The 17,083-nt window shown below is 32.6% G+C and carries 10 protein-coding genes; 8 read left to right on the top strand and 2 right to left on the bottom strand.

Features of this window, described 5'->3' with window-relative positions; all coding sequences use genetic code 11:
- Positions 1-28 precede the first annotated feature (28 nt).
- Genes glmM through GB234_RS13670 form a run of 3 tightly spaced genes read left to right on the top strand, consistent with a single transcriptional unit; the run spans position 29 to position 3,518 of the window.
- Positions 29-1,417 carry a phosphoglucosamine mutase gene (gene glmM, locus GB234_RS13680; RefSeq protein ID WP_151895147.1) on the top strand — a complete coding sequence of 463 codons (1,389 nt, stop codon included), beginning with the start codon at positions 29-31 and terminating at the stop codon, positions 1,415-1,417.
- Entirely contained in the window at positions 1,418-2,017 is a 600-nt protein-coding gene (locus GB234_RS13675; RefSeq protein ID WP_151895146.1) for a hypothetical protein, read from the top strand.
- Positions 2,018-2,030: 13 nt separating this feature from the next.
- Positions 2,031-3,518, top strand: a complete 1,488-nt coding sequence (locus tag GB234_RS13670) for an aminotransferase class V-fold PLP-dependent enzyme (protein ID WP_151895145.1) — start codon at positions 2,031-2,033, stop codon at positions 3,516-3,518.
- Here the strand turns inward: GB234_RS13670 and GB234_RS13665 are convergent.
- Positions 3,515-4,384 (bottom strand): lysophospholipid acyltransferase family protein, encoded by an 870-nt coding sequence (locus GB234_RS13665; protein WP_151895144.1) that lies wholly within the window; start codon positions 4,382-4,384, stop codon positions 3,515-3,517. The genes GB234_RS13670 and GB234_RS13665 overlap by 4 nt on opposite strands.
- Positions 4,385-4,492: 108 nt before the next feature.
- On the opposite strand from GB234_RS13665, the gene GB234_RS13660 reads away from it, so the two are divergent.
- Entirely contained in the window at positions 4,493-5,143 is a 651-nt protein-coding gene (locus tag GB234_RS13660) for a rhomboid family intramembrane serine protease (RefSeq protein WP_151895143.1), read from the top strand.
- Positions 5,144-5,153: 10 nt separating this feature from the next.
- Positions 5,154-5,834, top strand: coding sequence for an SIMPL domain-containing protein (locus GB234_RS13655; RefSeq protein ID WP_151895142.1), 681 nt, complete (start codon positions 5,154-5,156; stop codon positions 5,832-5,834).
- A 74-nt stretch (positions 5,835-5,908) separates the two neighbouring features.
- On the opposite strand, the gene GB234_RS13650 is transcribed toward GB234_RS13655, so the two are convergent.
- A complete protein-coding gene (locus tag GB234_RS13650) occupies positions 5,909-7,012 on the bottom strand; it encodes a TlpA disulfide reductase family protein (protein ID WP_151895141.1) in 1,104 nt (367 codons plus the stop codon).
- A 131-nt stretch (positions 7,013-7,143) separates the two neighbouring features.
- On the opposite strand from GB234_RS13650, the gene GB234_RS13645 reads away from it, so the two are divergent.
- The 3 genes from GB234_RS13645 to tamL all read left to right on the top strand — a co-directional run bounded on the left by GB234_RS13645 (position 7,144) and on the right by tamL (position 17,078).
- A complete protein-coding gene (locus tag GB234_RS13645; RefSeq protein ID WP_151895140.1) occupies positions 7,144-9,516 on the top strand; it encodes a GAF domain-containing protein in 2,373 nt (790 codons plus the stop codon).
- 128 nt (positions 9,517-9,644) lie between these two features.
- Positions 9,645-14,780 (top strand): translocation/assembly module TamB domain-containing protein, encoded by a 5,136-nt coding sequence (locus GB234_RS13640; RefSeq protein WP_235906143.1) that lies wholly within the window; start codon positions 9,645-9,647, stop codon positions 14,778-14,780.
- 6 nt (positions 14,781-14,786) lie between these two features.
- On the top strand, positions 14,787-17,078 hold the full coding sequence (tamL, locus tag GB234_RS13635) for a translocation and assembly module lipoprotein TamL (protein WP_151895139.1): 2,292 nt from the start codon (positions 14,787-14,789) through the stop codon (positions 17,076-17,078).
- Positions 17,079-17,083 lie beyond the last annotated feature (5 nt).

Below are 17,083 nucleotides of genomic sequence, written 5' to 3'. Positions count from 1 at the left end.
TAATTAAATATAAAACACACAATAGTAAATGACATTAATAAAATCTATTTCAGGAATTAGAGGAACCATTGGAGGAACTCAAGGAGATAACTTAACCCCTATTGATGCGGTAATGTATGCAGCGTCTTATGGTACATGGGTAAAACAACAACGTGATAAAAAAGAATATAAAGTTGTTGTAGGTCGTGATGCTCGTATAAGTGGTTCTATGGTACAGCAACTTGTAATGAATACACTAGTAGGGATGGGCATTGATGTGATTGATTTAGATTTATCAACAACGCCCACAGTGGAAATGGCTGTGATGATGGAACATGCAGATGGAGGTATAATTTTAACAGCAAGTCATAATCCTAAACAATGGAATGCACTTAAACTTTTAAATAATAAAGGAGAGTTTTTAAATGCAGCTGCGGGACAAGAAATTTTAGATATCGCTGCGGCTGCAGATATCAATTTTGCAGAAGTTGATGATTTAGGAGAAATATCTCGCAACGATGCTTATATAGATTTACATATAGACGAAATTTTACAATTAGACTTGGTTAATAAAGAAGCCATTGAGAAAGCAAATTTTAAAGTTGTTGTTGATGGAGTTAACTCTACAGGAGGGATTGCAATTCCTTTATTATTAAACGCTTTAGGGGTTGAGCCTGTAAAACTTCATTGTACGCCTAACGGCGAGTTTCCTCATAATCCAGAGCCTTTAAAAGAACATTTAGGTGATTTAATGAAAATGGTTGTTGATGAAAATGCAGATTTTGGAATCGTAGTTGATCCAGATGTGGATAGACTTGCATTTGTTGATGAGAAGGGAGAGATGTTTGGTGAGGAATACACACTAGTTGCCGTGGCAGATTACGTACTTCAAAACACTCCAGGTAATACTGTTTCAAACATGAGTTCTTCTCGGGCATTACGTGATGTTACTCAAAAATTGGGAGGGACATACACAGCAAGTGCTGTGGGAGAAGTGAACGTTGTTCAAACAATGAAAGATACAAAAGCTGTTATTGGTGGTGAAGGTAACGGAGGAATCATCTATCCTGAGTTACACTACGGAAGAGATAGCCTAGTAGGTGTTGCTCTTTTCTTAAGCTATTTAGCCGAAATTAAAACTTCTGTGAGTAGTCTTAAAAAACAATATACTTTATACTTTATGAGTAAAAAGAAAATTCAATTAACACCAGAAATTGACGTCGACGCCATTTTAAAAGGAATGGAAGAACGTTATGCTGCTGAAGAAATTAATACAGTCGATGGGGTTAAAATTGATTTTGATGAATATTGGATACACCTGAGAAAATCAAATACCGAACCAATAATCCGTATATATACAGAAGCTCAATCACAAGAAAAAGCAGATAGCTTAGCAGATGGAATTATAAAAGAGATTAAAGAAATTGCAGGAATTTAAATGAATGGATTTACAAGAGATTTTTTATTAATTATAATTTTACTCATTTCGGTAAGTGGTTTTGCCCAATTTAAAAAAGGGTTTATACATCTCAAAAATGGAGATACTTTAAATGGTTACGTAAAACTTAGAGAGAAAAATGTTGTTAAATTTCGGTTAGAAAAAAACGGAGAAACTGAGGTTTATGGCCAAGAAACTTTAAAAGGTTTTCATTACAACGATTTTGATAGAGATAAAACTTTTGAGTTTCTTGACATGAATGGAAGAGGTAAAATTAGATTGCTGGAGCGAATTTCAGAAGGTAAGATTTCTCTTTATGGCGTGCCTCGTGATAATTTGAGAGGGGCATCAGGTGGGGTTTATGGAACTTCTAATGGAGTTATTATTAACTCTCAGTCAACTTCTTCTTTGAAAGAGTTTAGAGCGTTTTATGTGCCAGATGATGATGGATATGAAAAGGTAAGTGCTCGTTTTAATGATGAGCATTTAGGGTTTTTAAGAGGCTGCCCAAAATTAGAAGAAGCATTTAAAGAATATAGAAAGTCAGATTACGGAGTAATTGAGGCTTTTGAGTATTATAACAATAACTGCGGAAATTGAACAACAACCAATTATGGAAGCTACGATACCCAAAACTGCTTTAGAAACTTATTTTGAGAAATACCGAAATAATATTCTAGGTATTGATCAATCATTTGTTTCACCTTATGGAGAGAAAAAGATAGTTTATACAGATTGGACTGCTAGTGGTAGGTTATATAGACCCATTGAGGAGAAGATGCTACATCTTTTTGGACCTTTTGTAGCAAATACCCATACCGAAACTACCGTAAGTGGGACCACAATGACCCGTGCATATCATGCAGCAAGAAAAATTATAAAAAACCATGTTAATGCTGGCGATAACGATGTTTTAATAACTACAGGAACTGGAATGACTGGCGTTATAAATAAATTTCAACGCATACTTGGTTTAAAAATTCCTGAAAACATGCGGGAGTATACAAATATTCCAGATTATTTAAGACCCGTAGTTTTTGTTACTCACATGGAGCACCATAGTAATCAAACATCATGGTTAGAAACAATAGCAAAAGTAGAAGTAATTCCATGTGATCAAGAAGGACTTTTTTGTATGAAAGAGTTTAAGATTTTAATAGAAAAATATAAGGAACACCCATATAAAATTGCATCAATCACAAGTTGTTCAAATGTCACAGGAATTAAAACGCCATACCATGAAGTTGCAAAAATAATGCACCAAAATAATGGTCTCTGTTTTGTTGATTTTGCATGCTCTGCACCATATATAAATATTGATATGCATCCTGAAGGAGATCCAGAAAGTTATCTGGATGCTGTATTTCTTTCTCCTCATAAATTTTTAGGCGGTCCAGGTACAAATGGTGTTTTAGTGTTTAATAAAAAATTATATAAAAATTTAATTCCAGATTGTCCAGGCGGCGGTACCGTAGCATGGACAACTCCTTGGGGTACTCATCAATATATAGAAAATATTGAAGAACGCGAAGATGGAGGAACTCCTGGGTTTTTACAGGTTATTCGTACTTCTTTGGCAATTAGGTTAAAAGAAGAGATGGGAGTTGATAATATTTTGAGAAGAGAAGAAGAATTATTAGAAATACTTTTTGAAAGATTAGGTAGTGCTAATGGAATTTCAATTTTAGCACCACATGTTAAAGATAGATTAGGAGTAATTTCGTTTAATGTAAATAGCTTGCATCATGATTTAACAGTAAAAATATTAAATGATAGATTTGGCATTCAATCTCGTGGTGGTTGTAGCTGCGCTGGCACATATGGTCATTATTTATTAGAGATAGATCAACAACGCTCTACAGAAATTATTGATTTAATGAATCAAGGATCTTGTGATTTAAAACCAGGTTGGGTGCGTATATCAATTCATCCCACAACCACTACGGAGGAGCTTAATTATGTGATTGATAGTATTATATTGTTATCTAAAAACTCAAATGAGTGGAAGGATGATTATAAATTTAAAAGCACAAAATTTGTGCACCACAATGAAACTTCAGAAAATTCAAGTGCGTTATGTGACTCGTGGTTTAATTTTTAAATTCTAAGTTTCCATCTTTTGTGCGACCATAAATATAGATGAGGAACTTCTTTAATTTGAGATTCTAAAAGGTTATAAAACTTTCTTGTAATTTCAAAATCATTCATTGTATTTGCATGTTCAGCAATTGTTTTAAAGGTTACTGCATAATAGCCCCTTTTTACTTTTTCAACATGTAAATATAATACTGCAAAATCTAGTTTTTTAGCTAAGTCCTCAGCTCCTGTAAACATGGGAACATCTATATTCATGAATGTATCTCTGTGTTTATAATGACCATCCTTAGGACTTTGGTCTGATAAGATATATGTAAGCGTTTTTACATCCTTTTTCTTTTTGCGGTAGAGCATGGGCACCACTAATTTATTAGAGACAATTACACCGCCAAAACGTTGTCTAATTTTTTTGACAACTGCATCCATTTGTTTGTTTCTCAATGGTTTGTAAACCGCATGCGCTTGATGATCCATCATGCGGTTGAGAATGCCACTCCATTCCCAGTTTGCGTAATGTCCAGCCATTAGAAGAATACTTTTATTAGCATCATAATATGGTTTTAAATGTTCAATATTAGTGACATTAAAACGTTTTCTAATTTCTTTTTCTGAAATCGTAATACTTTTAATAGTTTCGGCAATAATGTCACAAAAGTGAGCGAAGAATTTTTTTGAAATTGCATTAATTTCCGAAGTGCTTTTTTGAGGAAAAACTAATTTTAGGTTGTTAATAACTACTTTTTTTCGGTAGCCAATAACATGATAAACAAAAAAAAATAGAATATCACTTTTAAAATAGAGCCACCACATAGGTGCTAAGGAACTTAACCAAAAAAAAGGATATATTATATAATAAAGAAGCCTTTGCATAGCGTGCTTTTCTACAAATCTACTTAATTTTAAACCAAGAATTATTGTAGATGGAGTAGAGATTTTAATTTATACCCATCTTTGTAATGCTATTAAAATTTCAGAAATATGCCAAACATTGATATTGCAACATTAGTCATTATTGCAGCCAACGTGCTAATCTCTATTAAAGGATTTAATGACCATTATTTTTTTGACAAATATAAATTTAACATAGCCGCAATTAAAAAAGGGGAACAGTTACGAATGGCAACTTCTGGCTTTTTACATGCAGATTTTAATCATTTGCTTTTTAATATGCTTACGTTGTATTTTTTTGCTCCAGTTGTTGTGATGTATGTGGGTGAAGTAAAGTTTGTAGCAATATATTTAGCTAGTTTGTTATTAGGTAGTTTGTTATCGTTTTATTTTCATAAAGATGAGCCTTATTATAGCGCTATAGGTGCGAGTGGTGCTGTGACAGGTATATTATATGCTGCTATATTATTTGAGCCGTCGATGAGCTTATATTTGTTTTTTGTGCCCATTCCTATTCCAGCTTGGCTTTTTGGTGTGGCATATTTGTTGTATTCTATTTATGGTATGAAAAGTAGGGCGGGGAATATAGGTCATGATGCTCACTTTGGTGGTGCTATTGCTGGTTATATAATGGCATTAGTATTTATGCCAACAGTATTAACAAACGACTTATGGATTGTGTTATTATTGGCAGTCCCTATTGTGTTACTTTTTGTGTTACATAAATTAGGTAAAATTTAAAATCACAGCTATGAAATTACTCACATCAGTACTATTAATCTTAACAACCACATTAGTTATGGGACAACAAACACAAAAACCATCAATAGACGTAACAGGAGAAGGTATTGTTTCCATAATTCCAGATCAAGTCACCATTAATGCTAGAGTTGAAAATACTGGCAAAGATGCTAAAACCGTTAAACAACAAAATGACGCTGTTGTTAACGAGGTTTTTACAATGCTAAAAAAAATGGGGATTAAAGAAAAAAATATTCAGACAGATTATATACGATTGAATAAAAATTATGAATACAATAGTAAAACCTATAATTATGCTGCAAATCAAGCTATATCCATTAAACTAACTTCTCTAAGTGATTACGAGAGTGTAATGAATGGATTATTACAAAGTGGTATTAATAGAATTGATGGCGTAAATTTTATTTCATCAAAGCAAAAAGAATTAGAGCAAGAAGCACGTAAAAATGCAGTTATCAATGCAAAAATGAAAGCAAATGATTATGCTGGAGTTTTACAACAAAGCGTAGGTAAAGCGATACAAATAAGCGAGTTTCAACAAAGTTCAAGTCCGAAGCCTATGTATCGTGCAATGGCGATGGATGGCGAAATGGCCGGAGGTCAACAAACTATTTCGCCTGGTGAAATGGAAATTAAAGTAAGTGTCAATATTAGTTTTGAATTACTTTAAATAAAAAAGCTTATCACATAAGAAACCCATCTAATTTAATTAGATGGGTTTTTTATTACTATTTAAAATATCATTTAATCAAGTAAAGAAGCAATTTTTCTTCCTAGTGCAGGGCCTCTTAAATTTTTTGCGATGATAGTTCCATTTTCATCCAATAAAAAAGTAGCTGGAATAGAACGCACACTATAATCTTTTGCAATAGGGTCTTGCCATGCCATTAAGTTTGATACATGATACCAGTCCATTTTATCGTCGCTAATTGCTTTTTTCCAACGGTCTTCTTGGCCAGCCTTATCGAGTGATACACTTATAATATTTAATCCTTTATCATGATACTGGTTATACACGTTTACAACATTAGGATTTTCTGCACGACATGGTCTGCACCAAGAAGCCCAAAAATCTATAATAGTATATTTACCCATGGCATCCTTTAGAGCTAATTCTTTTCCGTCAGGAGTTTTTGCTGAGAAAGCAGGAGCTTCGCCACCTATATCGCTATTTTTAATATTTGCTGCAACAGCTTTAATTTCTTTAGCCATATCTGTTGCGGCAATTTTTGGAGAAAAATTGTTAACTAATTCGGCAGCTTCAACAGCATTGATTGTTTTCTTGTTTAACATTTCAGAAACAAGCATTAGAGCAAATATTGAATTTGGATTTTTCTTTGCAAAGTTGACGTCTAGCTCATTTTGTTCATCTCTTAGACCTAAACTTTCACGCTGTAACCTTGCGATTTCTGCATTATCATTAGCAGTTCTTGCATTTTTATAATCTGTTTGTATTTTTTGAGCACGTTTTGCAAATGATATTTTTTGATTTCTAAAATCAAGGTATGCTGCGTTTTGAGAATTTCCAGATACAAACGAAGCTTGAATGCTATCTTTGTAAATAGTTGCAGTTAAATCTTCTGTTTCTGGGAAATATAATATACTACTATTGTTAATCATTAAATAGTGAACTGAAGGTGTTTCAGATTTTATAAAGTCGCCAGAAAATTTTCCGTTTTTAATAGTTAATGTATCAAGTATTGTAGTTTGATTATCTTTGATGGTGTAAACCATAACTGGTGTTTCATCAACAAAACCACTTGCTGTTCCTTGTAGGCTGTAGGTGTCACTATTGCCTGCGCAAGAGATAAGAGTGATTGCCGAAATGATAAATAATAGAAATTTCATAATATTCAATTTTCAACAAAAATATAGTATTTTTTCTGAAATATAATAAACATCAAAAATTTGTTAATTGTAGGCAAATCGTACTAAAATCCTATAATTTTACATACATTTAATAGAATAAAGAATTGATAATGAAGACAGAAGAACAACAGTCCCCACTAAAGATTGAAGTGAGCTTTAAAAAAGTCTTTGACCAGTACAAAGGAAGGCTCTCCTCAGACAATGCACTCGTGCAACAACGAGCAGTTTCTGTCTTAGAAATTGCGGATAAATTTCCTGAACTTTCTACGGGTATTTCTGATTTGTCTAAAATAGGGAATTATAAAAATCAAATTGATTTAGTAATGGAGGATATGTTTTCTTCAATTTTAGAAAACAATGAAATAAAAATAGCAACAATACCTTATAATGATTTCATTTTTAAGACTTCAGAAAGATTTCAGAAAATAATTAAAAATGCTGGTCCAGATTTTAAAGTTCAACTTAATAACTTTACTGAGGATGAATATTATATTTTAGGTTGTGTTATTATAATGAATTTTTGCTACGGGTTTAAAGCAGATTTTAGTAGACCATTGTATTTTAAAATACCTTCTGAAAACGGTATTACAAAACATTACCGCTTGCTTTATAATGCAGACTTTGTTGAAATAATAAAAACAAAAAAAGCGCCAAAATTTGTTGAAAGTGATTTTGAAGAATTACTAGATAATTTTGATAAAATTGCATTGTGGAAAGAAAAATTTCCTCCTGGAAGCTATATTTTTAAAGGCTTTATATTAGCTAATATGTTTGATGCTACTGCAGATGTTAATATTTCAGACTTTAAGGCTAGTTTAATAAACGATAAGGCTAAAAAAGAAATGAACGAGGATAATTTTAGAGGCATTTTTGCTTCTGTTTTTAATTGTCCAGATTTAAGAATAGGATTTTCTGAATATAATACAGAGGATAATACTTTGGATCAAATTGTAGAAAATACAAGCATGTCTAGTTTTATTTTATGTGGTAAAAAATCTCTCGTTAGTGAAGACGCGCTTTGCCAAGTTTCATATTATACATTATTTAAACAAAATGAATTTTATACAGTTTCAAATGCTTCGAGATATCATGAACTTTATCCAGATAACTCACTGTATAGAAAATTAATGGATCAAGAAATTGAAAGTGCCATTTTCGCACCTATCGTAGATAATGGTAAACTTTTAGGAATTATGGAATTAGTATCTCCAACTAAAAATGCTTTAAATTCTGTAAATGCAAATAAGCTGAGAGACATGATGCCGTTTTTAAATGAATACGTGATCCAGGCAAAAGAAAATGTTGAAAATGAATTAGAGTTAATTATACAGGAAGAATGTACGTCAATACACAAAAGTGTTCATTGGAAATTTAGAAAAGAGGCTAAAAGATACGCTAGATCTATAGCTCTTGGAAATCAAGCAACATTTAGAGAAGCTGTGTTTGATGATGTATATCCATTATTTGGACAAATTGATATCAAAGGTTCGTCTGAAGCTAGAAATCTGGCTGTAAAAGATGACTTGGAATTACAATTGCATCATGTAGAAAAAATTGTTAGACAAATTTATGTTCTTGAAAAATTACCAATTTATGAACAGTTATCTTATAGGATTGATAGTTTTTTAAAAGACTTACAAGAAAATTTCCAAGTAGATAGTGAGCGTTCTGTTCTTAAGTTTTTAAAATCAGAAATTATCCCCCTTTTTAAGCATCTCTCAAAAAAGAATGAAACTCTTAAAACACTCATTGCAGAATATAATGAACTCGTTGAGAGTAACACTGGTTTTGTTTACAAACACAGGAAAGATTATGATGAGTCTGTAATGCAAATAAACAAGCGTATGGCAAGTGTTATTGATCGAAACCAACGAGACGCACAGCAAATGTATCCTCATTATTTTGAGCGCTTTAAGACTGATGGAGTTGAGCATAATATGTATATAGGTGAGTCTATTACGAAAGAGAAGAGCTTTAATAAAATCTATTTATACAACCTGCGTTTATGGCAACTTCAAGTAATGTGCGAAATGGAGAATAGTTACTATAAAATGAAAGAAACATTGCCAATTCCGTTAGACGTTGCATCAATGATTCTTGTATTTAATTCATCTTTAGCATTACGATTTAGGATGGATGAAAAGCGTTTTGATGTAGACGGTACATACAATGCTCGTTATGAAGTAATAAAAAAGCGTGTTGATAAAGCAAACGTAAAAGGAACAGAAGACCGCATTACTCAAGCAGGGAAAATTGCAATTATCTATTCTCAAAAAGAAGATGAAAAAGAATATTTAAAATACATTCAATTTTTACAAACTAAAAAGCATTTAGATACAGAAATTGAAATTCTTGAATTAGAAGACCTGCAAGGTGTAACAGGGCTTAAAGCAATTAGAGTTCCTATTTTATACACTCGAGGAGGTAAAGAGAAATCAAAAGAATATTATACATACGAAGATTTAATTGAACAACTTAATTAATTTTATCAATATTTTAAATTGTATTTACTTCATGTAAATGGGTTGTAATTTTTATTGAAACCTTATCATTTCTATAACTTATTAAAAACCTAAAAACGATAGCTTTGCAAAAAAGGCGAAGGAACAAATTGAGTTTAGAAAAAGAAAAAAAAGAAGAATCCCCTAAGAGAAAGAAAAAGTATAGAGCCCTTCGCATTTTTGCAAAAATAATGCTAGGTATCTTAATTTTTTTATTACTCCTCGTATTATTTATTCGTAGTGAATGGGGGCAAAATATAATAGTTAATAAAGCGGTTAATTATGTAAGTGATAAGACCCAAACTAAAGTTGCTATTGATAAACTTTATATCACTTTCGATGGAGATATTTTATTAAAAGGACTTTATCTCGAAGACAAAAAAGGGGATACGCTTGTTTACTCAAAATCTTTAGAAGCAGACATCCCGTTGTTGCCCATCATTCAAGGTAATGGTATTGGCGTGGAATCTCTTGATCTGGAAGGATTGCGCGCAAACGTTATTCGAAAAGACACTATCGAAGGGTACAACTTTCAATTTTTGATTGATGCATTTGTAACTGCAGATCAAACTCCAGCAGCTCCACAAGAAGAATCACAACCTCTAAATATTATCCTCGGAAATTTTAATCTCAAAACAATTAATGTTGTTTTCAATGATGCCGTACTTGGTATTGACAGTCATTTTGTATTCGATGAACTCCAATTAGAAATGGAGGAAACAAATCTAGAATCGATGACATTTAAAGCAAATGATATTGCGCTTAAAAATGCTCAAATAAAATTCCATCAGTTTCCTATTCCTTTAGATCCCAATGCAGACCCTGCACCTATGCCCATATTAGCTGTAGATAATCTATTATTAGAAAACACATATGTAGATTATCAATCATTAGGTGATCGCATTGCCGCAACATTTGATGTTACAAAAATGGAGATGAGTATGCCATTAGCAAATCTTGTAGACACAAATATTGATATAGCGTCATTTAATTTATACGATTCTAAAATTAGCATCCATACCGAAACTGAGACTAACGCCATCACAGAAAAAACAGAAGAGGTTGTTGAAGAAGTAGCACAAGACATAAAGGCTTTTGAGTGGCCAGAGATTGTATTTAACATTGATAAATTTAATTTAGAAAGAAACAACATTCAATATTATGTAGGAAATACAAAGGCAGAAAAAGGTGTTTTTAACCCCAACGCGATAGTTTTAGAGTCATTTATTCTAAAAGGAAACGACATTTTCATCAAAAACAAAGAGGCAGGACTAACTATTACCGAAACTAATTTCAATGAATTTTCTGGATTTAATATTAAGGAATTTGGTGTTGCTGTCAATGTCACAGACACGCAACTTTCAATAAAAGACTTAGCTGCAAGGGTCAACAACAACAGTATATCTGGGCGCGTTTCAATGCAATATCCATCCTTGTCTCAATTAATTTCTGCGCCAGATGCTTCAAAGATTGATGTAAACATTTCTAACTTTAAACTAGATTTAAAGGAGGTTTTTAAATTTCAACCAGATTTAAAACAGAATCAATATTTTAAAACACTAAGTACTAAAATGCTCTTCGGAAATGTAACTGCATCTGGATATCTTTCAAATATTTCTATACCTAGTGCAAATGTAAAATGGGGAAACAACACTAAAATTTCTGCCAACGGAACCATTAAAAATGCGACAGACACAGAAAAAATGGAATTCAAATTTCCGAAGATAAAAGCAAATACTTCTAAGAATGATATTTTACAATTCGTAGATGAAGCAGCATTAGGAGTATCATTACCAGATGATGTTGCTTTAATAGCTGAAATTGATGGTACTGCCTCAAATATGTATGCAGATGCCACTCTTACAACTACTCAAGGAGTTGCTACTGTAAAAGGAACTTATAAAAATGAAGAGCGCATAGCTTTTGATGCCATTGTAGGGATTGATAATTATGCAATGGGGCAACTTCTGCAAAATGAACAATTAGGTAATTTAAGCCTCAATATTACCGCCAAAGGAAAGGGAAATAGTATTAATGATCTTGACGCTGTAATTGATGCTACAGTAAGTTCATTTGCTTTTAATGATTATGAAATTAAAGATTTAAAGCTCAACGGAATTTTTAAAGAAGGAACAGGAGCTATCACTTCTAATTATAAAGATGAAAATATTAATGCAGATATAGAAGCACTTGTTGTACTAGATTCTATAGCTACAGAGGCAGATTTAAAGCTTAATCTTATTGGCGCAGATTTACAAGCTCTTGGATTAATGCAAAGAGATGTGAGAACAGGTTTAATATTAACAGCTAACTTTAAAGGAAACACAGAGCGTTTTGATGCATCTGCTTTTCTTGAAAATGGACGTGTTGTTTACGATAACAAAACATATTTGGTAGGTGATTTGACGGCAAAGGCTAGTGTGCGAAAGGATTCTACAGCATTTTCAATAAAGAATAGAATGGTGGACTTTGAGCTAGAATCTAATACAGATCCTCAATCATTTGCAACCGCATTACAAACACATGTGGCGAGTTATTTTTATAGAGATGCTGTAAGGCAGGATACACTTAAAAACCCTGTGAAATTAAAGGCTAGAGGCACCATTAGTGAAGCACCTTTACTAAAGGAAGTTTTTTTAGTTAATATTCAAGAACTAGATACAATTAATATAGCGGTTGACTTTGACGAAACCTTGCGAGAGTTAAAAGCAAATGTAACCGCACCTCTTATTAATTACGGCGGGAATAAAATAGATAGTCTTGCTTTTTCTATGGATACAGATAAGGACAAATTTATTTTTGACTTAGGGTTTAAAAATATCCAAGCTGGCCCTATTGATATTCAACGCACGTTGATTTCGGGTAATCAAATTAACAATGAATTAGATTTAGACTTTATTGCATTTCAAAATGACTCTACTTTAATAAAAATAAAGTCACAAATAACCGGAGATAGAGACCGTTTGCGGTTTCATGTAAATCCAGATAGTTTAATAATACAGAAAAAAAAGTGGGATACTCCACAAAATAATGAGATAGTTTTTAGTAAGATTAGTGATGTGTATTCATTAGATTTTAATGATTTTAATTTTAGTAGAAACACGCAATCAGTTTCATTTAAAGATGATTTGCCATCAATTTCAAAAGAGCATATCGCGGTTAATTTTCAGAATTTTAAACTTAGTGAGTTTTTAAATTATTTAAATCCGGATGAAAAATTTGCTAAAGGGAAACTCTCTGGTGATTTTATTTTAGAAGAACCCTTTGGTGCTACAGGAATTATAGCAGATCTTACCATAGAACAATTAAACTTACTTGATGTTGAGTTAGGAACAATGACTGTGGATGCAAAATCTTTAGGTGGTGCCTCTTATGATTTTAACGCAGCAATTAAGGGGGGAGAAGTTGATCTTGATCTAACAGGTGATTATAAAGCCAACGACGAAAGTCCATTACTTAATTTAGACCTAGCACTTAATAGTGTCAACATGAACGCTTTTGAAGGATTTTCATTTGGAGAAATTACAAATACAAGTGGAACCATGCGTGGTAACTTTAATGTTAATGGAACACTAGCAGCACCTAAATATGATGGAGAAGTTATATTTGACAATGCTGCATTAACCATAAAAAAACTTAACGCCCCATTTAAATTTGTCAACGAGTCAATTACAATTAATAATGAGGGTTTACAGATGGACTCATTTACAGTTCGTGATGAAAACGACAATACATTTATTGTAAGCGGTCAAGTAGGCACAGAGAGTTTTTTAAATCCCACGTTTGATTTACAAGTTGAAGCAGATAATTTTCAGTTAATAAATGCAACAAAAGAAGATAATGATTTAGTTTATGGACAAGCAACAGTTAGTGCAGATCTTACTGTAAAAGGAGATTTACAAATCCCCAAAGTCGATGTAACTGCTTCGATAAATGAAAATACTAATGTTACATATATTTTACCCTCTACTGCCGTAAATATTGAAAGCAGAGAAGGTGTTGTAATATTTGTAAATCGTGAAAATCCAGATGCAATTTTAACGCGTACACAAGAGGAAACAGCAACCCTTGCAGGTTTTGATATTAAAGCAAAAATTAATGTAGGGAAGAATGCAAAGTTGAATATTATTATTGACGAAAACACAGGAGATAATTTTCAAGTGTATGGTGATGGTGATTTTGATTTTAGAATTAATCCTAACGGAAATATGACACTTTCAGGTATTTATACTGCTGCTGGAGGTCATTATGAGATGAATCTTTACAATTTAGTCAACCGAAAGTTTAAACTAGTATCTGGAAGTAAAGTCACATGGGTAGGAGACCCATTTGATGCCAAACTTGACGTACGAGCGCTATATGATGTAGAAGCATCTGCTTCGCCATTAATGGCTTCTGTAACATCTGGATCAGATCCAAGTGTGCAACAACGATTTAGACAAGTTTTACCTTTTCAAGTATTTCTTAATATTGATGGTGAGCTTACTGCACCAGTAATTGATTTTAACCTTGATATGGAAGAAGATGAACAAGGGGCAATAGGAGGTCAAGTGTATGGTAGAGTACAACAATTAAATAGTCAAGAAGCAGAACTTAACAAACAAATATTTTCATTACTAGTACTTAATAGATTTTACCCAGAGCCCGGAAGCGATGGAAGTAGAGGTGGAGTTGCAAGTATCGCACGAGATAATATTAATGATGCATTAGCAGATCAACTTAATGTTTTTAGTGATAAGCTATTAGGAGATACAGGAGTGGAGTTAGATTTTGGTCTTGATAGTTATACAGATTATCAAGGTGATAGTCCACAGGAGCGAACCCAATTAGATATTGCTGCACAAAAAAAACTATTTGATGATCGGTTAATAGTAAGAGTGGGGAGTGCTGTAGATTTACAAGGAAGTAGTTCTACTTCTGAAGCTACACCACTAGTAGGTAATGTGAGTTTAGAATATTTATTGACAGAAAACGGTCGTTATCGCTTAAAGGGTTTTAGAAGGAATGAATTTGAAAATGTGATTGATGGTCAAACCATTGTAAGTGGTCTTGCATTGATATTCACACAAGAGTTTAATCAATTTAGTGAATTATGGGATGCTATGTTGCGCTCACAAGCTGAAAGGGAAGAACAAAAAAAACAGAAAGAAAAAGAAAAAGAGACTAAGGAGAAAATTAAAAAAGAATCGGGTGATAGAATCAAAGAGACACCTGCACCTGAAAATAATGAAACAATCAAACAATAACAATCGGTGAATTTTAAAATTTTATATAATAGTTTAGTTTACACAGCAATTTTCTTATTCATACAGGCGTGTAGTGTTCAAAAATACATTCCAGAAGATGAGTTGTTGTTTGATGGATATGAGGTAACTGTTGCAAGTGAAAATGATTCTTTACCTATAAAAAACAAACCTCAGTTAAAGGCAGCTCTAGAAAATGTATTACTACCCGAAGCAAATGGGAAATTTTTAGGGATGTACCCTGGTCTTTTCTATTTTTATAAGGTACAGGATTCTACACCAGGCTTTTTTAATAAGTTTATGTTTAGGCAAATAGGAGAAAAACCAATATACAAGAGTGATGTAGAGAGTTATGAAATTGAACAACTTTTGCAAAATAGATTGAATAATCGTGGTTTTTTCTATAGTACAACAACTTCAAATTTTATTGACGATGAAGAAAATAAAAAGTCAAAAGTAGATTATAACGTAACAGTAAAACAACCTTATGAGATGGAAACGTATCAAATTGATTCATTACCATCACCACTAGAAAATGAGATAAAAGAGATTGTAGCTGAAAGCAAATTTGAGAAAGGCTCACGATTTGATTTATCAAATATGAAACTCGAAAGAGAGCGTATTGACGGAGAATTAAAGAAAAGAGGCTATTATAATTTTAATCCAGGATTTTTAATTTTTGAGGCTGATACTAATCAATATAAAAATAAGCGTTTTGACTTATTTTTAACGCTTAAAAAAGATGTGCCTAAGAAAGCAGTGATTCCATATATGGTCACAACAATTAATGTCTATACTAATTATGATTTAAAGAAAGATAGTTTAGAGCTTGAAACAGTTGAATTTAATAATAAAAATTATATAAGTGACGAGTTATTTTTCAAACCAAAATATTTAGACCCATTTATTACATTAAAAGCTAATTCACTTTATGATCCTGTAGCTTCAAAAAATACAGCGCGAAGGCTTGCAACAATAGGTTCATATAAATTTGTGAATATACAATACAGGGAAATTGAAGATGAGGATCAAGATAGTATAGGTAAATTAGAAGCAAGTATTTATTTATCACCTTTAAATAAGCGCGCCATTAGAGCAGAATTGCAAGCTGTTACTAAATCAAATAATTTTGCGGGCCCCGCACTGGGTCTCACTTTTACCAACCGTAATTTATTTAAAGGAGGAGAAACTTTAAACATATCTGCTACTGGTGGATATGAAATTCAAGTTTCGGGAGGTGATCAAAGTGGTTTGACTAGTATTGAATTAGGCTTGGGTGCAGAGTTGTTTTTTCCGAGAGTTATATTTCCGTGGAAAATAAATACAGATTTTTTTGAGTATGCAATTCCTAAGACTAAAACAGGAATATCATTAGATTATTTAAGCCGAAGCCAATTATATACATTATTGTCTGGCACGGCAACCTTTGGTTATGTTTGGGATGCAAACCGTTATGTTACGCACCAAATTAATCCTATATCTGTGAATTATACGAAGCTTTCAAATACAACTGAGGAGTTTCAAATGATTTTAGACCAGAACACATTTTTACAACGTAGTTTTGAGCAACAATTTATCTCTGGATTAACTTACTCTTTTACATATAATGGCATGGTTGATACTAATAAAACAAATCAGTTTTACTTAAATGCAACGCTTGATGTTGCAGGAAATTCAATTAGTTTGTTTGCAAAAGAAGAGACTCCAGGTGAGCCAAAAACTTTTCTTGGAACCGAATATGCACAATTTGCAAAAGCCGATGTTGATTTGAGGTATCACTTTAATTTTGGTAATGATCAAAAGATTGCAACACGATTATTTGCAGGATATGGTTATGCCTACGGAAATAGTGAAGTACTACCTTTTATAAAACAATACTATTCTGGAGGCCCTTACAGTGTGCGAGCATTTAATATTAGGTCTTTAGGGCCGGGGACATTTGATGGTACTATTAATGGCGATGATACTTTTTTTGACCAATCTGGAAATATTAGACTCGAAGCAAATGCAGAATATAGATTTCCCATTTTTGGTTTTGTGAAGGGAGCTATCTTTGCAGATGCTGGAAATATTTGGAACTCTATTGATAATCCAGATATTCCTAACGATACTTTTTCAAGTAGTTTTTTGAGCGAGTTAGGTATGGGCGCAGGTTTTGGGGTTAGAGTTGATGTACAGGGGTTCGTAATTAGATTAGATTTAGCAGCACCTTTTCACGATCCTTCGCTACCCAAAGGTGAGCGATTTGATTTTCAGATTGATAAGCCAGTGCTAAACTTTGCAATTGGTTATCCTTTTTAATTAAT

This window comes from Patiriisocius marinistellae (genome assembly GCF_009014635.1).
In the GTDB taxonomy this organism is placed as follows: Bacteria; Bacteroidota; Bacteroidia; order Flavobacteriales; family Flavobacteriaceae; genus Patiriisocius; species Patiriisocius marinistellae.
The sequence above is the reverse complement of the archived record's forward strand: the minus strand, read 5'-3'. Positions and strand labels throughout refer to the sequence as shown.